General features: G+C 68.2%; 20 protein-coding genes. 13 read left to right on the top strand and 7 right to left on the bottom strand.

All coding sequences use genetic code 11. From position 1 onward, the window contains the following. Positions 1-36 precede the first annotated feature (36 nt). Positions 37-1554 (top strand): alginate export family protein, encoded by a 1518-nt coding sequence (locus ILT43_RS05770; protein WP_204195986.1) that lies wholly within the window; start codon positions 37-39, stop codon positions 1552-1554. Next, positions 1508-3202, top strand: a complete 1695-nt coding sequence (locus ILT43_RS05765; protein ID WP_204195985.1) for an NAD-dependent malic enzyme — start codon at positions 1508-1510, stop codon at positions 3200-3202. Before ILT43_RS05770 ends, ILT43_RS05765 begins: the two co-directional genes overlap by 47 nt. A 22-nt stretch (positions 3203-3224) precedes the next feature. Here ILT43_RS05765 and ILT43_RS05760 read toward each other — a convergent pair whose 3' ends face one another. Then, entirely contained in the window at positions 3225-4577 is a 1353-nt protein-coding gene (locus ILT43_RS05760) for a sensor histidine kinase (RefSeq protein WP_204195984.1), read from the bottom strand. Beyond that, a complete protein-coding gene (locus ILT43_RS05755) occupies positions 4574-5239 on the bottom strand; it encodes a response regulator (RefSeq protein WP_204195983.1) in 666 nt (221 codons plus the stop codon). The genes ILT43_RS05760 and ILT43_RS05755 overlap by 4 nt, the downstream gene beginning before the upstream one ends. Positions 5240-5367: 128 nt before the next feature. Between ILT43_RS05755 and ILT43_RS05750 the strand changes: the two genes are divergently transcribed. After that, positions 5368-5934 (top strand): hypothetical protein, encoded by a 567-nt coding sequence (locus ILT43_RS05750; protein ID WP_204195982.1) that lies wholly within the window; start codon positions 5368-5370, stop codon positions 5932-5934. 95 nt (positions 5935-6029) lie between these two features. On the opposite strand, the gene ILT43_RS05745 is transcribed toward ILT43_RS05750, so the two are convergent. The 5 genes from ILT43_RS05745 to ILT43_RS05725 all read right to left on the bottom strand — a co-directional run bounded on the left by ILT43_RS05745 (position 6030) and on the right by ILT43_RS05725 (position 11294). Continuing rightward, positions 6030-6830 carry a hypothetical protein gene (locus tag ILT43_RS05745; protein WP_204195981.1) on the bottom strand — a complete coding sequence of 267 codons (801 nt, stop codon included), beginning with the start codon at positions 6828-6830 and terminating at the stop codon, positions 6030-6032. Positions 6831-6995: 165 nt separating this feature from the next. Then, on the bottom strand, positions 6996-7496 hold the full coding sequence (locus ILT43_RS05740; protein WP_204195980.1) for a hypothetical protein: 501 nt from the start codon (positions 7494-7496) through the stop codon (positions 6996-6998). A 101-nt stretch (positions 7497-7597) separates the two neighbouring features. Continuing rightward, positions 7598-8986 (bottom strand): alpha,alpha-trehalose-phosphate synthase (UDP-forming), encoded by a 1389-nt coding sequence (locus ILT43_RS05735; protein ID WP_204195979.1) that lies wholly within the window; start codon positions 8984-8986, stop codon positions 7598-7600. Next, positions 8983-9735 (bottom strand): trehalose-phosphatase, encoded by a 753-nt coding sequence (gene otsB / locus ILT43_RS05730; RefSeq protein WP_204195978.1) that lies wholly within the window; start codon positions 9733-9735, stop codon positions 8983-8985. Before otsB ends, ILT43_RS05735 begins: the two co-directional genes overlap by 4 nt. Positions 9736-9938: 203 nt before the next feature. Beyond that, positions 9939-11294 (bottom strand): helix-turn-helix domain-containing protein, encoded by a 1356-nt coding sequence (locus ILT43_RS05725; RefSeq protein ID WP_204195977.1) that lies wholly within the window; start codon positions 11292-11294, stop codon positions 9939-9941. 111 nt (positions 11295-11405) lie between these two features. Here ILT43_RS05725 and ILT43_RS05720 point away from each other — a divergent pair, with 111 nt between their 5' ends. The 10 genes from ILT43_RS05720 (at position 11406) to ILT43_RS05675 (ending at position 21501) form a co-directional block, all read left to right on the top strand. Then, on the top strand, positions 11406-12932 hold the full coding sequence (locus ILT43_RS05720) for an acyl-CoA carboxylase subunit beta (RefSeq protein WP_204195976.1): 1527 nt from the start codon (positions 11406-11408) through the stop codon (positions 12930-12932). A 44-nt stretch (positions 12933-12976) separates the two neighbouring features. Further along, complete coding sequence (locus tag ILT43_RS05715; RefSeq protein WP_204195975.1) at positions 12977-13264, top strand: hypothetical protein; 288 nt, start codon at positions 12977-12979, stop codon at positions 13262-13264. Continuing rightward, a complete protein-coding gene (locus ILT43_RS05710) occupies positions 13261-13473 on the top strand; it encodes a hypothetical protein (RefSeq protein WP_055845833.1) in 213 nt (70 codons plus the stop codon). The genes ILT43_RS05715 and ILT43_RS05710 overlap by 4 nt, the downstream gene beginning before the upstream one ends. Then, the gene (locus ILT43_RS05705; protein ID WP_204195974.1) at positions 13473-14063 is read left to right on the top strand and encodes a TlpA family protein disulfide reductase; all 591 of its coding nucleotides are present in this window, start codon (positions 13473-13475) and stop codon (positions 14061-14063) included. Before ILT43_RS05710 ends, ILT43_RS05705 begins: the two co-directional genes overlap by 1 nt. A gap of 23 nt (positions 14064-14086) precedes the next feature. Continuing rightward, positions 14087-14509 carry a methylmalonyl-CoA epimerase gene (gene mce / locus ILT43_RS05700; RefSeq protein WP_204195973.1) on the top strand — a complete coding sequence of 141 codons (423 nt, stop codon included), beginning with the start codon at positions 14087-14089 and terminating at the stop codon, positions 14507-14509. Further along, positions 14509-15294 (top strand): enoyl-CoA hydratase-related protein, encoded by a 786-nt coding sequence (locus ILT43_RS05695; RefSeq protein WP_204195972.1) that lies wholly within the window; start codon positions 14509-14511, stop codon positions 15292-15294. Before mce ends, ILT43_RS05695 begins: the two co-directional genes overlap by 1 nt. Further along, positions 15295-17514 (top strand): methylmalonyl-CoA mutase, encoded by a 2220-nt coding sequence (gene scpA, locus ILT43_RS05690; protein WP_204195971.1) that lies wholly within the window; start codon positions 15295-15297, stop codon positions 17512-17514. Continuing rightward, positions 17504-18328, top strand: coding sequence for a heme-dependent oxidative N-demethylase family protein (locus ILT43_RS05685; RefSeq protein WP_204195970.1), 825 nt, complete (start codon positions 17504-17506; stop codon positions 18326-18328). The genes scpA and ILT43_RS05685 overlap by 11 nt, the downstream gene beginning before the upstream one ends. A 42-nt stretch (positions 18329-18370) precedes the next feature. Continuing rightward, entirely contained in the window at positions 18371-19360 is a 990-nt protein-coding gene (gene bioB, locus ILT43_RS05680; protein WP_204196177.1) for a biotin synthase BioB, read from the top strand. Between the two features lie 119 nt (positions 19361-19479). After that, a complete protein-coding gene (locus ILT43_RS05675; protein WP_204195969.1) occupies positions 19480-21501 on the top strand; it encodes an acetyl-CoA carboxylase biotin carboxylase subunit in 2022 nt (673 codons plus the stop codon). Positions 21502-21550 lie beyond the last annotated feature (49 nt).

Here is a 21550-nt window from a genome sequence, read left to right as displayed (position 1 = left end):
CGCACCTGACAGCGACTTTCACCAGGAAGAATGACGATGACCAGATTTCGACGCGCCCTTGGTGGTGCCACCCCCACGATCGCGCTTCTGCTCGCCGGTCCGGCACTCGCGCAGACCGTTCCGGCACCGCAGGGCCAGCCGATCGCGCCGAAGGAGCGTACCGACCCCACCGCGGCCGCGCCGCTGTCGGAATCCTATCCGGGGGAGGGCGCGGGCGACGGCGTCACCAACGGCGGCTACAACCAGTCGCGCTGGGTCGAGAACTGGACGCGCTTCCGCGACCCGAAGAAGCGGGACGACGTGCTCGACCGGCTGAAGTACATCCCGATCGACAGCGACGGCGACGTTTACCTGACGCTGTCCGGCGAGTTCCGCCTGCGCGTCAACGCCACCACCAACCCGAACCTGCGCGAGGCGGAGGCGCAGCGGCAGGATATCAACCGCATCGTCGGCGGCGCCGACCTGCATGTCGGTCCGCATTTCCGTGCGTATGGCGAGATCGCGCATGGCGGGCTGGCGGGCCAGAACCTGGGCAATGTCGCGGGCACGCTCCGCAACGATCTGGTCGTGCAGCAATCCTTCGTCGACGCCACGGCGCAGGTCGAGGGGATCGACGTCGGCATCCGCTATGGTCGCCAGACCTTTGCCGATGGCCCGAACCTGATGGTCGTGCCCCGTGACAACAATACGATCTTCTTCGTCTATAACGGCGTTCGGGCGTGGACGCGCGGCAAGACGCTGCGCGCGGACTTCTTCGACTATTACACGACGGCGCTGGGGCTGGGTGGCACCAGCGACGACAATGTCGACAAGGCGCGGCGCTTCTCGGGCGTGTCGACCGGCGTCGTGCTGCCGACGTCGCTGTTCGGCGGATCGAAGCTGTACCTCGATCCCTTCGTCTGGCGGCTGCGCAACCGCAATGCGGTGTGGGGCCGGACCACCGCGCGCGAGGAACGCAGCTTCTACGGGGTGCATCTGTACGGTGATGCCGGTCCGGTGAATCTCGATTGGACGGTGAACTATCAGGGTGGCAGCTACAACGGCCGGAATCTGTCGGCGTGGCAGGTCTTCGCCGCGCAGACCTATCGTCTGGGCAAGGACCGGACCGCGCCGCGCATCGGCATCCACGCCGATTACGGCAGCGGCGGCGGTTCCTATGGGACGGGCACGTTGCGCACGGCGCTCGCTCCGTTCGGCAACAACATCTATTACAGCTATCAGCTGTTCGCGACGCCGACGAACTTCATCGCCGTCGCGCCGAACTTCACCTTTACCCCGCTGAAGGGCGTGCGTGCAACGGTCGAGTATCAATGGTCGTGGCGCGACGACGTGCGCGACGCGGTCTACCGCGCCAACGGCACCGCGTTCGCGGGCACGCAGAACGTCACCGCGCGCAAGATCGCGGACACCACGCGCGCACAGATCGTGTGGACGATCACCCCTCGCGTCTCGTTCACGGGCCGCTACGAGCATTTGCAGGCTGGGCCGTCGCTGACGCGCGCGGGCTATGCCAGTTCCGATTTCTTCGCCGGCTGGCTCAGCCTGCGCTTCTGACACCCACGGGAGACCCGACATCGCCCCCCACGCCCATGCCGCCGCACGTGCCCTGCTCGGCGATCCACTGACCAACAAGGGTACGGCCTTTACGGAAGCGGAGCGCGACGTGCTCGGCCTGCATGGACTGTTGCCGCCGCATGTCGGTACGCTCGACAGCCAGATCGCACGGCGGCGGCGGGCGCTGGAGGGCATGGCGGACGATTTCCATCGCTACGCCTTTCTGCGCGAGTTGCAGGATTCGAACGAGGTGCTGTTCCACGCGCTGGTGCAGCACGACCTGCCGCGCATGCTGCCGCTGGTCTATACGCCGACGGTGGGGGAAGGATGCGAGCGGTTCAGCGAGATCTGGCGGCGTCCGCGCGGGCTGTTCCTGAGCTATCCCAATCGCGACAAGATCGCCGACATCCTCGCCGATCCCGCGCTCGACCGCGTGAAGGTGATCGTCGTCAGCGATGGCGAGCGTATCCTGGGTCTGGGCGATCAGGGCGCCGGCGGCATGGGGATCCCGATCGGCAAGCTGGCGCTCTACACCGCGTGCGCCGGCATCCATCCGGCGGAGGTGCTGCCGATCCTGCTCGATGTCGGCACCGACAATGCCGCGCGGCGCGACGATCCGCTATACGTCGGCTGGCGCAACCCGCGTATCCGTGGCGGCGATTACGACGCGTTCGTCGAAACCTTCGTCGAGGCCGTGGTCGAGCGGTTCCCCAACGTGCTGCTGCAATGGGAGGATTTCGCGGGCAAGAACGCGTACGACCTGCTGGAGCGGTATCGCGGCACGTTGCTGAGCTTCAACGACGACATCCAGGGAACGGCGGCGACCGCGACGGGCACGTTGCTCGCGGCGATCCGCCACACCGGCGTGCCGCTGACCGAGCAGCGCGTCGTGCTGTTCGGGGCCGGCGCGGCGGGCAGCGGCGTCGCCGAGATGCTGGTCCGGGCGATGATGGACGAGGGACTGTCCGAGCAGGCGGCGCGGGCACGGTTGTGGGCGGTCGATCGCGACGGCCTGATCCTGTCCGACATTCCGCGCCTTCCCGACCAGCAGGTGAAGCTGGCGCGCGATGCCGCCGAAGTCGCGGGCTGGACGCTGAGCGGATCGCACCAGATCGGGCTGCTCGATACGGTCGTCAACGTCCGCCCGACCGTGCTGATCGGCGCGTCGGGTCAGATGGGCGCGTTCGGTGAGGCGGTGGTGCGTGCGATGGCGGCGGGATGCGAGCGGCCGGTGATCTTCCCGTTGTCCAACCCGATCTCCCGCGCGGAGGCGCATCCCGCGGACCTGCTGGCCTGGACCGACGGGCGAGCGCTGGTCGGCACCGGCAGCCCGTTCGGGGTGGAAGGCGTGACGCAGGTCAACAACGTCTACATCTTTCCCGGCGTCGGCCTCGGCGCGATCGCGGCCGGGGCGCTGGCGGTGACCGACGGGATGTTCATGGCGGCGGCGCGGGCACTCGGCGATCTGGGCAGCATGGGCAATGCCGCCGGGCTGCTGCCGCCGATCGACCGTCTGCGCGACGTGGCGCAGCACATCGCTCTGGTGGTGGCGCATCAGGCGGTCGAGGACGGCGTCGCAACGCTGGTGAGGTCGGTGCTGACGCCGGAGCATATCGCCGGGCTGATGTGGTCGGCGAGTTACGGCTGACGCAAGGGAACTCGACCGTCGTTCAACGCACGCGCGCCAACGGCAGTTCGACCACAACCTCAAGCCCGACCTGGCCGTTGCGGACCGCCAGCGTGCCGCCCGCGAGTTCCACCAGTTCACGTGCGATCGGAATGCCGAAGCCGTGGCCATCGCCGCGCTCGTCCAGGCGCTGGCCGGGTTGTGCGACCTGTGCGAGGCGATCCGGGGGGATGCCGGGGCCGTCGTCGGCGATGACGATGTGAACCGTGCCCGTCGTGGCGGATGCACCGATGGTGACGTGGGCGCGGGCGTGCCGCCACGCATTGTCGATCAGGTTGCCGAGCGCCTCCTCCACGTCCTGCCGATCGGCGCGGACGGACAGGTCGTCGGCGATGGACGCCGTCGCGATGATGCTCCGGTCGGCGTGGATCCGCGCGAGGGCCGCGACGAGGTCGGCGACGACCGGGGCGAGGGGTACGCTGGCGCTGCTCGCGGCAGCGAGGCTGGCGGCGCGGGCGCGGCCGAGATGGTGGCGCACCTGCCCCTCGATCCTCGCGGCGTGCGCAGCGATCGGGCTGTCGTCCAGCCCGGCTGCAGCGATGTCGAGGCGCAGCGCCGCGAGTGGCGTCTTCAGGCCGTGCGCCAGATTGGCGGTGTGGCCGCGCGCTCGCTCCAGCGCCAACCGATTCGCATCGATCAGCGCGTTGAGTTCCGCCAACATCGGCCGGAGTTCGGTCGGCTCGTCGACATCGATCCGCTCGCGTCGGCCGTCGCGTATCTCCGCCAGCATCGCCGCGATCTTGTCCAAGGGTTTGAGGCCGAGGCGCAACTGAACGAAGATCGCCAGCGCCAGCCCCGCACCCAGCAGCAGCAGCGAGGTCGCGAGCGGCACGATCGCCTCTCGCAGCGGGCGTTCCACCACATCCCGCGGACCCGTCGCGGACACGGTGGCATCGCCGCGTGTGGTGGGGATGACGAGGGCGCGACCATGTACCCGATCGCCGTCGTCAGCGCGGGCTTCGAACGGCTGCGGACCGTCCGGACCGACACGATCCGGACCGTGATGCTCCCCACGCTGTCGCCTCAGCCGAAGCGGCGACATCGCGGAACGCGACGCGAGTGATCCGCCCGGCGCATCGATCCGCCACGTCCAGCCGCTGCCGGGACGATCGAACGGCGGCAGATCGACGGCGGCCAGAGGGGCGATGCTGCCGTCCGGGCGTATTGCGCGCGCGACGACGGCGATCTGCGCGTCCAACCGCTCGTCTAGGTTCTGCGTGACGAAGCGTTCCAGCACGTGCCCGATCGCGATGCCGGCGAATGCCAGCGCGACGACCAGCGCTGCACCGGCCGTCACCAGCAGCCGGCCCCTCAGGGACTTCGGCAGCAACGTCATGCCGCCCCGGCGGTCAGGCGATAGCCGCGACCGCGCACCGTCTCGATCCGGTCCGCGCCGATCTTGCGCCGCAGCCGGCCGATGATGACCTCCAGCGAGTTGGAGTCGACGTCGGCATCGCCCTCGTAGACGCGCTCCAGCAGGTCGAGCCGCTCCACCACCACTTCGCGGCGCAGGATCAAGGCAGACAGGACGCGCCATTCGAACGCGGTCAGCTTCAGCGGCAAGCCGTCGAGCTCGAATTGGCCGGTCTGCGCATCGAACGCCAGCGCGCCGCAGGTGATCACGCTGGCAGCATGCCCCGCGGCACGGCGGACGAGTGCACGCAGCCGCATCACCAGTTCCTCGACGCGGAACGGCTTGGTCAGGTAATCGTCCGCACCCGCCTTGAAGCCCTGCACCTTTTCCGACCACGCATCGCGCGCGGTGAGGATCAGCACCGGTGCTGTCCGGCCCTCCCGCCGCCATTCCGCCAGCACCGACAGCCCGTCGCGCTTCGGCAAACCGAGGTCGAGGACAATCGCGTCATAGGTTTCGGTCGAGCCGAGATGCCCGCCATCCTCCCCGTCGGTGGCGACATCGACGGCGAAATGCTCGGCGCGCAACGCCCGTGCGATTCCGTCCGCCAGCGCCGCGTCGTCCTCCACCAGCAACACGCGCACCCGCCGTCTCCCTCTCACTCTCGATAGGCGCGCTAGGCGCGGAGGCTAAACCGAAACTGAACCGCGCGGTTCAGCGTGGCGTGGCAGCGACGGCGTAGAAGCAGGGCATCAACCACGGAGAGTCGATCATGCCCCTTCCCACCTTCACCACCAAGACTCGTGCGGCGATCGCCGCGGTCGTCCTGCTCGCCGCGGGCGGCACGGCCGGTATCGTCGCGGGCCACGCCCTCGATCCCTCGATCGAGATGGCGCCGATGCGGCCGGTGCCGATCCGCAGCCTCGTCGCGTCGGACACGGGGGTCGTCACCGTCCGCGCCCGCGTCGCCGAAGTGTTCGGTAACAAGTTCATCGCCGACGACGGCACCGGTCGTGCGCTGGTCGATCTCGGCCGGGCCGGCGACGACACCGCGCTGGTGACCGCCGGCCAGACGGTCGGCGTGCAGGGCCGTTACGACAGGGGCATGCTGCGCGCATCGTTCCTGATCGACGGGGCGAACAAGGTGTCGTCGCTGCGGCCGATCGGCCCGCCGCCGGGTCGTGGTCGCGGCCCGGGCGGCGGTCCGGAAGGGGGGCCGGATCACCGCGGACCAAAGGGACCGCGCGGCGATGCGCCGCCGCCGCCGCTCGCGGGGGCAGCGTTGCCGGCTCCTGCCGGCGCTCCCGCAGCAGCGGCTCCTGCTGAGCCCGCCGCCTAGTCACCGGAATCGCCACGCATGCCGGGTCAGCCCCGGCATGCACCGCGCTGCGCCTCATCGCGCTGTCGAGCGGCCCGGCTCTGCCTCTTCGAATGTCAGTCGACGGCTTTCTGGGGGAACGCGCGGCTCCACCAGCGTCGGCCGACCCGATGCCACAGCAGCGCGAGCAACAGCAGCAGGATCAGCGGCGGCCCGAGATACGCCAGCAGCGTCAGCGTCGTCACCAGCGTCCAGATGAGCGACGCGTAGCCCGCCTGCCCGGCCTCCTCTAACCGGGCGGTCAGGCCGACGCCCGTACCCGCCCGATAGGTGAAGCCGATCGGCGTCGTGGCGACGCTGGCCTGTGCGGCGACGGCGGCCTGATCCTCTACCCGCCGCGTTTCGATCAGGCTGGCGCGACGCGTCGTAAGGTCGCGACGGATAGCGACGGGCAGATCGGATCGGGCAAGCTGGCGGTCGACGTCCGCCAGATCGCTGCGCGCATCCGCCTTGCCCATCTGGGCCGCCGCGATGTCCCCGGCGGCATCGGTGCCGGTGATCTCGGCCCCGGTCAGCGCGCCGCCGGCCTGCTCGATGGCCCTGACGCCCTCCCGACCCATTCGTCTGGCGATCGGACTGGCGACGCGGAGGTCGAGACTGGCGGAAACCTGGCCCGACGGGTCGACGCGATAGGTCATGCCGGTGATACGGCAACGACCTGGTCTCAACTGCTCGCAGGCGAGGGCATGGCCCTCCTGCGCGTCAGAGATCCGGGCTCCCGGCAGCCGGAAATCATAGCGATAGGCGAAGGCGACGCCGCCGGCGGACGTGGTCGCATCGCCCGGACCGCTGCCGTCCGGTGCCTTGCTGCACGACGCCAACGCCACGCCCGCCAGCCCGACCCACAGATGCCGCATGACCTTGTCCTCCCCGACCCGCTGTCAATGTCTATTCACGAGATGGGATTTTGCGCAAGCGAATGCGGTGAAGGGCCGGCCCGGGGAGGAACGCCGTAAGGGGGGGGCAGGGGGTTGAGGGCGGATGGCTGCGTTGGTGTCTCCGGCGACGGCTCGCTGGAGCGCTCACGATGCCGGTGGTTTCGGCCCTGCCCTAGCGGCGGGGTCGGCGTTTCTCGAAACACCGATGTCGAAGAGGTAGCGGCGTCTCGCGTCCGTTCCCCGGTCGAACGATGCGACCTTTCTCGCCTCCGCCTTCGTCAGGGTGAACTTGCGATAGCCCCTCGCCGTCAGGCAGCGTTCGACGTCGCCGACCTGAATGGCGTGGACCTGCACCATTTTACGGGAGGGTTGCGTTCGCGCTACTGCGAAGGCCCGATTATCGTTGGCGATCGGTGAAGGCAGGTTCAGAAGCCGATCCGCGGTTTCGAAGCCGCGGATGAACTGTTTGGCGGGTTTGTCGTTCGCGACATCCCTGAAATAGCCGACCTTCGCGCATTCTACGCTGTCCGCCTGATACTGCGTGTAGCTACCGCCAGCCTTGGTCCAGCTTTGCGGAGCTTCACGCGTGGCTTCGGCGGCCGAGCAGATCAACGCAATAGCCAATACTAGCGGGAAATAGTTCATGCTTGCCGCTCACATCGGTTCGGGTGGGCTGAACCTAGACCGTGATAAAATATCCGTCATTTTCTTTTGTCGGTGAATGTCGGGGGGCAAGCCCGACGGGCTCACGCCATCTCACGTTCCTTGACCGCTTCCAGTGCGTCGAGGAAGCGGGCGCACCACCAGAACACGTCCTGTTCGCGGACGCCGGCGATCAGGGCCTGCCAGCGACGGATGCGTTCCTCGCGGGGCATGGTTAGCGCGGTGACGAGGGCGTCGGCCATCTCCTCCGCGCTGTAGGGATTGACCAGCACCGCGTCCTTCATCTGCTCGGCGGCGCCAGCGAACACCGACAGGACGAGGACGCCGGGGTCCTCCGGGTCCTGTGCGGCGACATATTCCTTGGCGACGAGGTTCATGCCGTCCCGCAGGGGTGTGACCAGCGCGACGCGGGCGGCGCGGAAGATGCCGGCGAGGTCCTGCCGCGGATAGCCGCGGTTGACGTAGCGGATCGGCGTCCAGTCGATATCGGCATATTCGCCGTTGATCCGGCCCGACAGCGCGTCGAGATCGGCGCGGATCTCCTGATAGGTGTCGACCTTTTCGCGGCTGGGCGGGGCGATCTGGAGGAAGCTGGTCAGGCCGCGGCGTTCGGGCTGGCTGGCGAGGAAGCGTTCGTAGCCGAGGAAGCGCTGGCGCAGTCCCTTCGAATAGTCGAGCCGGTCGACGCCGACGATCAGGCTGCGGCCGGTGGCGGACATGTACATCCGCTCGCGCGCGAAGCGGGCTTCGTCGGACGTGGCGGCGGCTTCGAACTCGGCGGTGTCGATGCCGATCGGGGCGATGATCGCGCAAATGGTCCGGTCGCCGACCGTCACGCGCGTGCCGTCGACGGTGCCGCCCATCAGGCTGGTGACATAATGGTGGAAACTGTCGAGCCAGTCCTCGGTATGGAAGCCGACCACGTCATAGGCGAACAGCGATTCGACGAGCTTGCGGTGGCTGGGCAGCGCGGTCAGCAGCCGTGTCGGCGGCCACGGCGTGTGCAGGAAGAAGCCGAGCCGGTTGCGCAGCCCGCCCTCGCGCAGCTTCTTGCCGAGCGGGATCAGGTGATAGTCGTGCACCCAGACGAGATCGTCGTCCTCAATCAGCGGCGCGACGGTGTCGGCGAACCGCTGGTTGACGCGCTGGTAGCCGCCCTCGAAGTCGCGCTCGAATTCGGTCAGGTCGATGCGGTAGTGGAAGAGCGGCCACAGGGTGCGGTTCGCGAAACCGTTGTAATATTCCTCGATATCCTGTTCCTCGAGGTCGATCGTCGCGGTGGTGATGCCCGCGCCCTCCGCATCGTGGATCGTGCCGGTGAACTGCTCGGTCGTCTCCCCAGACCAGCCGAACCAGAGCCCGCCATGCTGGCGCAATGCCGATTGCAGCGCGACGGCGAGGCCGCCCTGATTGCCGCTCTCGCCCTGTTTCGGCACGGCGACGCGGTTGGAGATGACGACGAGGCGGCTCATGCCGTTGGCTCCGTAGCCCTGTTGGCGATTTTAGTGAGCCAGTCATGGACGGCGGGAACGTCGTCCAGTCGATAGCGCGCTTTGGTGGTGCGCGGCGGGTCGACGAGGATGCCCGCGCCGCCGAGTGCCTGCGCGGCGGCGAACCCATCCTCGTCGGTCACGTCGTCGCCAAGGAACCAGGGCTCGGTGCCCTTCATCGCGGCGGAGTCGATCAGGGTTCTCAACGCGCTACCCTTGTCGCCGGGCAGGCGGACCTCGATCATCATCTTGCCGCGGCCGGCATGAAGGCCGTGGCGGGCGGCGACCTCCTCCGCCATCGCAACCGCGGCCTCCTCGCGCGATGGATCGGCGCGGTAGTGGAGTGTGGCACCGAGTGTTTTCGCTTCGAAGATCAGGCCATTGGCATCGGCATAGGGCTGAAGCTCGGCGACGGCGCGTTCGAGGGGGGCGGTGCGATCGGGTTGGACGTGTCCCTCGTCGGGCGTGCGACGCTCCGCGCCGTGACTGCCGGCGATGGCGATGCCGGTGAGGTGATCGCCGAGCATCGCGTCGAGTTGCGCGACCGAACGGCCGCTGACGATCGCAACACGACCGGGCATCGTTTCCCCGAGACGTCGTAGCAGGGTGCCGAGCTCGGGGCTGACGGTGACGCCGTCCGGGGTCGCGGCGAGGTCTACGAGGGTGCCGTCGAAGTCGAGGAACAGACTGGTTCGGGCGGGGTCTGGGATCGGGGGTGGTGGCAGGTCCATGTCGGGGTAACCCGCGGCGGGGGGCGGCTGTTCCTGAATGGGACGTTCAGCCTCGCGCGCTCCAACTTTGGTTCGGCCGCTGCTACTTCATTATCTATTCCCCTACCCGTTCGTGCTGAGCGCCGTCGACGCACCTTGGCTTGGCGCATGGCCTTCGACTTCGCTCAGGCCGAACGGGGGAGGCAGTTAGCCGAAAGGGACCGCTACACGATCCGGTACGGCACGATGCGCCGTGTCTCCGGCTCCACCGCGATGCGGCGGTCGGCCGGGGGAAAGGCACGCTGGTCGCAGTCGGGGCGGGGGCAGAGGCGGCAGGAGGTGCCGATCGGCGTCGGTGGCCCGGTGCGGTCGACGGCGTCGGCATAGACGAAATCCGCAGCGTGCACGGCCTCGCACCCCAGCGCGACGGCATAGCGGCGCGGTGCGCGGGTGAAGCGGCCGGATGGTTTCACCAGCCCCTTCGCCATCGTCACGTAGCGGACGCCGTCGGGTGTCTCCGCATGCTGGACGAGGATGCGATCGGGGATCGCGGCGGCTTCGTGGACGATCCACAAGGGACAGGTGCCGCCGAAGCGCGCGAACTGGAGGCGGGTGGCGGAGTGGCGCTTCGTCACGTTGCCGGCCATGTCGACACGACAGAAATAGAAGGGCACGCCTTCCTCCTGCGGGCGCTGAAGCGTGGACAGGCGGTGGCACGCCTGTTCGAAGCTGGCGCCGAAGCGGCGGGCGAGACGGTCGATATCGTGGCGGACTTCGCGAGCCGACGTGCGGAAGCGGGCATAGGGCATCAGCAGCGCGCCCGCGGCATAGTTGGCGAGGCCGATCTGGAGCAGGCGGCGCGCCTCCTCGCTCTCCAGCCCGGATGCTTCGATGACGGTGGCGACGATGTCGGGGAACGACAATGCGGCGAGGCGATGCGCGAGCTGGAAGCGGCGGCTTTCGGCGGGCAGCGCGGCGTTGAGGACGAGTGTTCCGTCGCCGCTGCGCGCGGTCGGTGCGTCGGCGTCGCGGTCCGAGCCGATCGTCACATTGTGGCGGGCAAGCGCGGTGAGCAGGGTAGCGTCGCCCTCGATCGCGCCGAGTTCGGCGGCGAGGGCTTCGGCGGCGCGGTCGAGCGGGTCGATATAGTTGCCGGCCTCATGAAACCAGTCGCGCACCGCCTCCCACGGCAGGCGCGCTGCGGTGCCCGTCGTCATCGTCTCCTCCGCCAGGGCGAGCCGTTCCTCGGCGGCGCGGGCGGCTTCGTGGAGAGCGATCAGGCGATCCGCCACCTCCGGGCGTTCCTCGGCCAGCCGCGCGCCGGCGTCCGAACCCAGTGCGGCGTTGATCGCGGCGAGGCGGCGGGCGGGCGCCTCGCCCTCGATCGCGGCGAGCGCCTGCGGATAATGACGGGCGAGGACGGCGACGACGCTGGCGGTCAGCGGTCGTTCGCTGCTTTCGAGTTGCGACAAATAGCTGACCGACAGACCGAGCCGCGTCGCCATCGCGCGCTGGTTGAGGCCGGCGGCGCGGCGCAGGTCGCGGAGTTGCTCGCCGGCGTAGAGGCGGGGTTTCGACATGGTCGAGCAGTAGTTTACAAGCTGTGCGTTCGCAACTTCGCAACTTCACATTTGCGCGAGCAGTGACTCGCAGGCAGGAAGCGCGCTGCCGCGTCTGCGAGAGGAACTGCCATGTCGTCTACCATCGCAATGCTGGAGGCGAAACGCGCGGCGGCGAAGCTGGGCGGCGGAGAGCGTAGGATCGCCGCCCAGCACGCCAAGGGAAAGCTGACCGCGCGCGAGCGGCTGGACGTACTGCTCGACGAGGACAGCTTCGAAGAACTCGACATGTTCGTCGAGCACAACTGCGTCGACTTCGGCATGCAGGACCAGATCGTGCCGGGCGACGGCGTGGTCACCGGATCGGGCACGATCAACGGCCGGCTGGTGTTCGTGTTCAGCCAGGATTTCACGGTGTTCGGCGGATCGCTGTCGGAGCGACATGCGGCGAAGATCTGCAAGATCATGGACATGGCGCTGAAAGTCGGCGCGCCCGTGATCGGCCTGAACGACAGCGGCGGCGCGCGCATCCAGGAGGGCGTGGCGTCGCTCGGCGGTTATGCCGAGGTGTTCCAGCGGAACGTGCTGGCGTCCGGCGTGGTGCCGCAGCTTTCGCTCATCATGGGGCCATGTGCAGGCGGCGCGGTCTATTCGCCGGCGATGACCGACTTCATCTTCATGGTGAAGGATTCGAGCTACATGTTCGTGACCGGCCCCGACGTCGTCAAGACGGTGACGAACGAAGTCGTGACGCAGGAGGCGCTGGGCGGCGCGATCACGCACACGACCAAGACCAGCGTCGCCGACGTGGCGTTCGAGAACGATATCGAGGCGCTGCTGGCGGCGCGCGACTTCATCGACTTCCTGCCGCTGTCGAACCGCGAGCCGGTGCCGGAGCGGCCGACCGCCGATGCGTGGGACCGGATCGAGGACAGTCTCGACACGCTGATCCCCGCGTCAGCGAACCAGCCGTACGACATGCACGAGCTGATCCGGAAGACGGTCGACGAGGGCGATTTCTTCGAGGTGCAGCCGGCGCACGCAGGCAACATCCTGTGCGGTTTCGGCCGGATCGAGGGGCGGACGATCGGCATCGTCGCGAACCAGCCGATGGTGCTGGCGGGGGTGCTGGACATCAATTCGTCGAAGAAGGCGGCGCGCTTCGTGCGGTTCTGCGACGCGTTCGAAATCCCGATCGTGACGTTCGTCGACGTGCCGGGCTTCCTGCCGGGCACGGCGCAGGAGCATAACGGCATCATCAAGCACGGCGCGAAGCTGCTGTTCGCCTATGCCGAGGCGACCGTGCCGAAGATCACCGTCATCACGCGCAAGGCGTATGGCGGCGCGTACGACGTGATGGCGTCCAAGCATCTGCGCGGCGACCTGAATTATGCGTGGCCGACCGCGGAGATCGCGGTGATGGGCGCGAAGGGCGCGGTCGAGATTATCTTCCGCGGCAAGACGCCGGACGAGATCGCCGAACGGACGGCGGAGTACGAGGCGCGCTTCGCCAACCCGTTCGTGGCGGCGGCGAAGGGCTTCATCGACGAGGTGATTCAGCCGCACTCGACGCGGCGCCGAATTGCGCTGGGTTTGCGCAAGCTGCGGGGCAAGCAGTTGGAGAACCCGTGGAAGAAGCATGACAACATTCCGTTGTGAGCAATACTCCTGAACATTATAAGGTCATGTGAAGGAGTGCCGACATGCAGACCGAACGCGTGACGTTTCTGACCACCCCGGATCACAAGGCGGCGCTGGATGCCTTCGCTGCCAGCAGCGGCAAGTCGGTCGGCCATGTCGTCCGCGAGGCATCCGCACGCTACATCGCCGAGGCGGTTACGGACGATCAGGAGCAGCTGGGCCTGTTGGTGCGTGAAGTCGAAGAGGCTGTACCGAAGATGCGCGCCGACATCCGTGAGGCGATCGACGCCATCGAGCAGGCCAACCGCCGGGTCGATGCCGTGCTCGCTCGCGAGGTTCCGCGACCGTGAGCGGTTTCGGCGATGCGCTGCAAGCTCTGCGCACGGTCCTGATGATGCAGGAGGATATCCGGCAGTTGAAGGAGAGCGTGAAGAGCCAGTCCGACTCCTTTGCTCGTCTGGCCGAAGCGCACGGCGAACTCCGCGACCGCGTCAGCCGGTTGGAAGGCGTGATCGAAGGCGCGGCGATGGCGTCACGTCAGCGGCGGATCGAAGAGTGATGGCGGAGGATCTTTCGACTGCCGCTACTCCGACCTACGCGAGAACGTGGAAGTTTTGGAAGCGGCTCTGGATAGGCTTCGCGGTGCTGCTGCTAGCTGCTTGTGCTGTGCTGTTCGTTGCGGCGCGCACATTCGACAGCGAGCCTCTGCCTCCTAGCTTGGCGTCGAGCGTTACGCTGCCGATAATCATGCCAGATGGGCGACGCGCTCAGTTGCGCGATATCGTTCGTAGTGGACGACCGACCATCATTAATCTTTGGGCAAGTTGGTGCGGCCCCTGTCGTCAAGAGGCGCCCGATCTTAAGCGGCTCAGACAGGCAGTTGGCCCCGAGGCGATCAACTTCATCGCGCTGAACGTTCGGGACGATCACGCAAAGCCAGAGGATCGCGCCGATTTTCTTCAGACCGCGGGATCGGGCCCCGCCGATTACGCCGTGATGGCAGAAGCGCTGATCGGCAAGCTGACCGGGCGGTCCGACAATCTGATACCGCGCACCCTCGTATACGACAGGGCAGGACAACCGCTTGCGACGATCACGGGATACAAACCGCTTGCCCTGGCGCGGGTCGCCGCGTTGATTCAGGAGTGACCGCGCGTGTTTGGCAACGATCGATGACCCTAGGTCGCCTGAACCATGTCGGCGTCGCGACGCCCTCGATCGAGGCGTCGGTGGAGACGTACCGCAACCTGCTGGGCGCGACCGCCATCGGGGAGCCGTTCGATCTGCCCGACCAGGGCGTGCGGGTGTGTTTCGTCGATGCGCCGAATACGCAGGTCGAGCTGATCCAGCCGCTGGACGAGGCGTCGCCGATCGCGGGGTTTCTGAAGAAGAGCCCGGCCGGCGGGCAGCATCATCTGTGTTTCGAGGTGCCGGACATCCATGTCGCGGTCGCGGATCTGGTCGCGAAGGGCGCGCGGGTGCTGGGGGCGCCGCGGATCGGGGCGCACGGGACGCCGATCGTGTTCGTGCATCCGCGCGACTTTGGCGGGCTGTTGATCGAACTGATGGAAACGCCGCGGGACGGGAGCCACTGATGGCCGGGTACGAGCATATCCTGAGCGGACGGCGCGGCGACGTGCTGGTCGTGACGTTGAACCGACCGGAGCGGTTGAACGCCGCACCGCCGGCGATGTTCGACGAACTGCGCGCGGCGCTGGGTGATCTTGGCGGCGCGCGGGCGGTTCTGATCGCGGGGGCGGGACGGGCGTTCTGCTCGGGTGCGGATGTTGCGGGCGGGGCGCTGGGCGCGGACGATCCGGGCAACGCGACGTTCGCGGCGCTGACGGAGCATTACAATCCGGGGATGCTCGCGGTGGCCAAATTGGGCGTGCCGCTGGTCAGCGCGGTGCGTGGGCCGGCGGCGGGGATCGGGTGTTCGCTGGCATTGGCGGCGGATTTCTGCATCGCGGGCGAGAGCGCGTATTTCCTGCAGGCGTTCGTCAATATCGGGCTGGTGCCGGATGGTGGCGCGTCGTGGATGCTGCCGCGGCTGATCGGGCGGGCGCGGGCGGCGGAGATGATGATGCTGGGTGAGAAGATCCCGGCGGCGAAGGCGCTCGACTGGGGCATGATCCACCGGGTGGTCGCGGACGACGCGCTGGACGCGGAGGCGTTCGCGCTGGCGGCGCGGCTGGCGGCGGGGCCGACGGTGGCGCTGGGCCTGATGCGGCGCGGGTTGGCGGCGGCGCTGGAGAGCGATTACGCGGCGGCGATGCTGGCGGAGGCGGAGAACCAGCGCGCCGCCCGCGGGTCCGCGGATTCGATGGAGGGCGGGCGAGCCTTTCTCGAAAAGCGCAAGCCGGTGTTCAAGGGCGAGTAGATGGCCGAGATCGAGACCAATATCGGCGAGGATGCCGGTGCCGCGCCGCCACCGCCTGCGCAGCCCGAACCGGTCTTGCAGCCGACGCTGACCGACTGGAACGCCGCCGCCGCGAAGGAGGTGAAGGGCCGCGACCTGACGTGGCGCACGCCGGAGGGGATCGACGTCAAGCCGCTCTACACCGCGGCGGACGTGACGCCGGAGAAGGTGGGCGATCCCGGCCTGCCCGGCTTCGCACCGTTCACGCGGGGGGTGCGCGCGTCGATGTATGCAGGGCGGCCGTGGACGATCCGGCAATATGCCGGCTTCTCCACCGCGGAGGCATCGAACGCCTTCTATCGCCGTAATCTGGCAGCGGGGCAGAAGGGGCTATCGGTCGCGTTCGATCTGGCGACGCACCGCGGCTACGACAGCGACCATCCGCGCGTCACCGGGGATGTCGGCAAGGCGGGCGTGGCGATCGACAGCGTCGAGGACATGAAGATCCTGTTCGACGGCATCCCGCTCGACCAGATGTCGGTCAGCATGACGATGAACGGCGCGGTGATCCCGATCCTGGCATTCTTCATCGTCGCGGGCGAGGAACAGGGCGTCGACCGCAAGCTGCTCGACGGGACCATCCAGAACGACATCCTGAAGGAGTTCATGGTCCGCAATACGTACATCTATCCGCCCGAACCGAGCATGCGGATCATCGCGGACATCATCGCCTACACATCCGCCGAGATGCCGAAGTTCAACAGCATCTCGATCAGCGGCTATCACATGCAGGAAGCCGGCGCGACGCAGGTGCAGGAGCTGGCCTTCACGATCGCCGACGGTCGCGAATATGCGCGCGCGGCGATGGCGGCGGGGCTGGACATCGACAAGTTCGCCGGTCGCCTGTCGTTTTTCTTCGCGATCGGCATGAACTTTTTCATGGAAGTCGCCAAGCTGCGCGCGGCGCGGACGTTGTGGCACCGGGTGATGACCGAACTGGGCGCCAGGGACGAACGGTCGAAGATGCTGCGTACGCATTGCCAGACGAGCGGCGTGTCGTTGCAGGAGCAGGACCCGTACAACAACGTCATCCGCACCACGATCGAGGCGATGGCGGCGATGCTGGGCGGGACGCAGTCGCTCCACACCAACGCGCTGGACGAGGCGATCGCGCTGCCGACCGACTTTTCCGCCCGGATCGCGCGCAACACGCAGATCGTGATCCAGGAAGAGACGGGGATGACCAAGGTCGTCGATCCGCTCGGCGGCAGTTACTATGTCGAGGCGCTGACGCAGGAGCTGGTCTACAAGGCGTGGGCGATCATCGAGCGCGTCGAGGCGGAGGGCGGCATGGCCGCCGCCGTCGCCAAGGGTTGGCCCAAGGCGATGATCGAGGAAGCCGCGACGGCGCGACAGGCGCGGGTCGATCGCGGCGAGGACGTGATCGTCGGCGTGAACAAATACCGGCTGAAGGACGAGGACCCGATCGACATCCTTGATGTCGACAATGTCGCGGTGCGCGAGTCGCAGGTCGCGCGGCTGGCGAGCGTGCGTGCATCGCGGGACGAGGCGGCGTGCTCGGCGGCGTTGAGTGCGTTGCGCGACGGGGCGGCGGGTAGCGCCAATTTGCTGGCGCTGGCGGTCGAGGCGGCGCGGGCACGGGCGACGCTGGGCGAGATCTCGGCGGCGATGGAAGTGGCGTTCGGGCGGTACGGAACTCAGCCGACGCCGGTCAGCGGCATCTATGGCGGCGCATATGGCGACGACGTGCGCTGGACGCGGCTGACGGACGGGGTCGATGCGACGGAGCGGCGGCTGGGGCGCAAGCCGCGGATGCTGGTGGCGAAGATGGGGCAGGACGGCCACGACCGCGGGGCGAATCTCGTGTCGTCGATGTTCGCCGATCTGGGGTTCGAGATCGTGCCGGGGCCGCTGTTCCAGACCCCGCAGGAGGCGGCGGTGCTGGCGCTGGAAAAGGATGTCGACGTGGTCGGCGCGTCCTCGCTGGCGGCGGGGCACAAGACGCTGATCCCGGAACTGATCGGGCATCTGCGCGAGGCGGGGCGGGCCGATATCAAGGTCATCGCCGGCGGGGTGATCCCGGCGCAGGATTACCAGACTTTGCGCGACGCCGGGGTGCAGGCGATCTTCGGGCCGGGCACGAACCTGATCGCGGCGGCGGAGGAGGTGTTGCGCCTGCTGGGCCATAACATGCCGCCTGCCGAGGCGGATGCGGCGTGAGCGGACGCGGGTGACGCTGGGTTTTACCGTCGATGCGCTGGTGCGGGCGGGCCGTGGTGGCGGGGCGCTGCGCATGGGCCTGTCGCGCATCCCGGCGGAGGCTTGGCTGTTGCCGGAGTTCGACCGCGCGGCGCGGCTGGAGGGGTTGGGCCTTCCGGGTGCGGTGCAGTCGCTGCCCGGATCGGTGGCAGCGCAGGCGGAGGTGGCCGCGCTGGTCGGGATCCGTGGCGACCTGCGCGCTGCCGCGGGGGCGACGTGGGAGGATCTCTGCGTTCTGGAGCGTGACGGGCAGGGGCGCTTCGTTCTGACCGCCGGCGCGGTGGCGTTTCCAACCGACTGGCGGCTGGCCGACAAGATCGGGCTGCCGGTCGCGGCGATCCATGCGCCGATCCACGGCTATGCGGAGCAATTGTCGGCGGGGGTGGATCACTTCCTCGACACGCTGACGCCGGGGGCGGTGTTCGGCCGCGCCAACTGGTTCGTCGTGGCGAGCGACGCGTTGCGGTACTTGCCCGAGGATGACGCGGCCGAGCGTTTCGCCCACGTGATCGCCGACACTGCCGGCGAGACGCTGTTCGTGCGGTGCGAGCGGCAGACGCTGCGCAAGCTGCCGCAGACGGGCGCGGTGCTGTTCACGATCGGCATCGCGGTCGCGCGGCTGGACGCAGTGGAGCCCGCGACGCTGGCGCGCGTCGCCGCCGGAATTGCCGCTCAGCCCGCGGGCGAGCAGGGCCGCAAGGCCGCACCGTTTTACGCGAGCGCACTGGCGGACTATGCCGCGCGACGTTCCAACGATCGACTGGAGGCCGCCTGAGTGACTGTTTTGACTGCCGAGCGCCGGGATGCGGTCGCGCCGATGCTGCGCACCGACTGGACCCGCGCGGAGATCGCCGGCCTGTTCGACCTGCCGTTCGACGAACTGATGTTCCGCGCGCAGACCGTCCACCGCGCGCATCACGCGGCGGGCGAGGTGCAGCTTTGCACGTTGCTGTCGATCAAGACCGGCGGATGCCCGGAGGATTGCGGATACTGTTCGCAATCCGCCAGCGCCGACAGCGGGTTGAAGGCGGAGAAGCTGATGGATGTCGACGCCGTGCTCGCCAGTGCGGCGGAGGCGAAGGCGGCGGGATCGCAGCGTTTCTGCATGGGCGCGGCGTGGCGTAACCCCAAGGACCGCGACATGGACGCGATCGTGCGGATGGTCGAGGGCGTGCGCGACATGGGGCTGGAGACCTGCATGACGCTGGGGATGCTGGAGCCGGCGCAGGCGCAGCGGTTGGCCGAGGCGGGCCTCGATTACTACAACCACAATATCGACACCTCGCCGGAGAATTACGGCAACGTCATCACCACGCGCACCTTTCAGGACCGGCTGGATACGCTGGCGAACGTGCGCGAGGCGGGTATATCCGTCTGCTGCGGCGGCATCGTCGGGATGGGCGAGACGCGGCAGGACCGCGTCGGTTTCGTCCACGCGCTGGCGACATTGCCGCGGCATCCCGAGAGCGTGCCGGTCAATGCGCTGGTGCCGGTGAGGGGGACGCCGCTGGGCGACATGCTGGCGGGTACCCCGATGGCGAAGATCGACGATATCGAGTTCGTGCGGACGGTGGCGGTGGCGCGGATCGCGATGCCGCTGTCGATGGTACGGCTGTCGGCGGGGCGCGAGTCGATGTCGGAGGCGACGCAGGCGTTGTGCTTCATGGCCGGCGCGAACTCGATCTTCACGGGCGACAAGCTGCTGACGACGGGCAATGCCGGCGACGGCGCGGACGCCGCGCTGTTCGCGAAGCTCGGCCTGACGCCGATGGCGGGTGCGGAGCCGATGCGGGTGGCGGCGGAATAGCTCCCCTCCCGCTGGGCGGGAGGGGCCGGGGGAGGGGCTCTCCTCCTCGACAACCAATGTCATTCCGCTGCGGACAGGCCCTCCCCCGGCCCCTCTCGCAAGCGGGAGGGGAGAAGAGGATGTTCAAGAAAATCCTGGTCGCCAATCGCGGCGAGATCGCGTGTCGGGTGATGCGGACCGCCAAGCGGATGGGGATCGCGACGGTCGCGGTCTATTCCGATGCGGATGCGCGCAGTCCGCATGTCCTGCTCGCGGACGAGTCCGTGCGGCTGGGGCCGGCACCGGCGGCGGAGAGCTATCTGAAGGCGGAGCTGATCCTGCTGGCGGCGAAGGAGACGGGCGCGGACTGCATCCATCCCGGCTATGGTTTCCTGAGCGAGCGGGAGAGTTTCGCACGGGCGTGCGCGGAGGCGGGGATCGCGTTCGTCGGGCCTCCGCCGAACGCCATCGCCGCGATGGGCGACAAGATCGAGTCCAAGAAGCTCGCCAAGGCGGCGGGCGTCAACGTCGTGCCGGGCTTCCTGGGCGAGATCGCGGACACGGACGAGGCGGTGCGGATCGCATCCGACATCGGCTATCCGGTGATGATGAAGGCATCCGCCGGCGGCGGCGGCAAGGGCATGCGGCTGGCGTACGGCGAGCAGGACGTGCGCGAGGGGTTCGAGGCGACCAAGCGCGAGGGGCTGGCAAGTTTCGGCGACGACCGCGTCTTCATCGAGAAGTTCATCGAGTCCCCGCGGCATATCGAGATTCAGGTGCTGGGCGACCAGCATGGCAACATCGTCTATCTCGGCGAGCGCGAATGCTCGATCCAGCGGCGGCACCAGAAGGTGGTCGAGGAAGCGCCGTCGCCTTTCGTCACGCCCGACATGCGCCGCGCGATGGGCGAGCAGGCGGTCGCGCTGGCGCGGGCGGTCGGCTATTATTCGGCCGGTACCGTGGAGCTGATCGTGTCGGGTGCGGATACGACAGGGCAGGGTTTCTACTTCCTGGAAATGAACACCCGGCTGCAGGTCGAGCATCCGGTGACGGAGGCGATCACCGGGCTCGATCTGGTCGAACAGATGATCCGCGTCGCGGCGGGCGAAAAGCTGGCGTTCGGGCAGCCCGACGTGCGGCTGGACGGCTGGGCGATCGAGAACCGCGTGTACGCCGAGGACCCGTATCGTGGGTTCCTGCCGAGCATCGGACGACTGGTGCGTTATGCGCCGCCGGAGTCGTCCGCCGCGCCCTACTCGTCCGGGGAGCGTGATGACCGCACGCCTTACGTCCGCGTCGATGACGGCGTGGTCGAGGGCGGCGAGGTCAGCATGTTCTACGACCCGATGATCGCCAAGCTCATCACCTGGGCGCCGACGCGCGAGGAGGCGATCGATACGCAAGTCGCGGCGCTGGATGCGTTCCAGATCGAGGGACCGGGGACGAACCTCGATTTCCTGTCGGCGCTGATGCAGCATCCGCGCTTCCGCTCGGGCGCGATCACGACGGGGTTCATCGCGGAGGAATATCCTGAAGGCTTCCACGGCGCCCCGGCGTCGGCGGAACTGTTGCGTACGCTGGCGGCGGTGGCGGCCTTCGCGGGGACGGCGCACGCGGATCGTGCGCGGCGGATCGACGGGCAACTCGGTCGCACGCTGCGCCCGCCGGCCGACTGGACGGTGCGGATTGGCGGGGTCGACCATCTCGTCGCGGTATCGACGGACGGCATTCTCGTGGACGGTGAAGAACTCGATCTGGCGATGGAATATACGCCCGGCGACCGGATCGTGGAGGTCGAGGTCGACGACGTGCCGCTGACGGTGAAGCTGGAGCCGGTGCGCAGCGGTTTCCGGCTGTCGACGCGCGGCGCGAGCCATGTCGCCCGCGTGCTGCCGGCGCGGATGGCGGCCTATGCCGAGCACCTGATCGAGAAGGTGCCGCCGGACCTGTCGCGCTTCCTGCTCGCGCCGATGCCGGGGTTGCTGGTGCGGCTCGACGTGGCGGAAGGCGACCGTGTGGAGGCAGGTCAGCCGCTGGCGGTGGTCGAGGCGATGAAGATGGAGAACATCCTGCGCGCCGGGAAGTCGGGCGTGGTGAAGACGGTGGAGGCCAAGGCCGGCGAGAGCCTGGCGGTGGATCAGGTGATTCTGGAGCTGGAGTAGGGGGACGGATCGGAGTGGCAGCAGGGAAGTCCCGCGACAAACTGCGACA

The organism is Sphingomonas longa (genome assembly GCF_016892685.1).
Lineage (GTDB): Bacteria > Pseudomonadota > Alphaproteobacteria > Sphingomonadales > Sphingomonadaceae > Sphingomonas > Sphingomonas longa.
The sequence above is the reverse complement of the archived record's forward strand: the minus strand, read 5'-3'. Positions and strand labels throughout refer to the sequence as shown.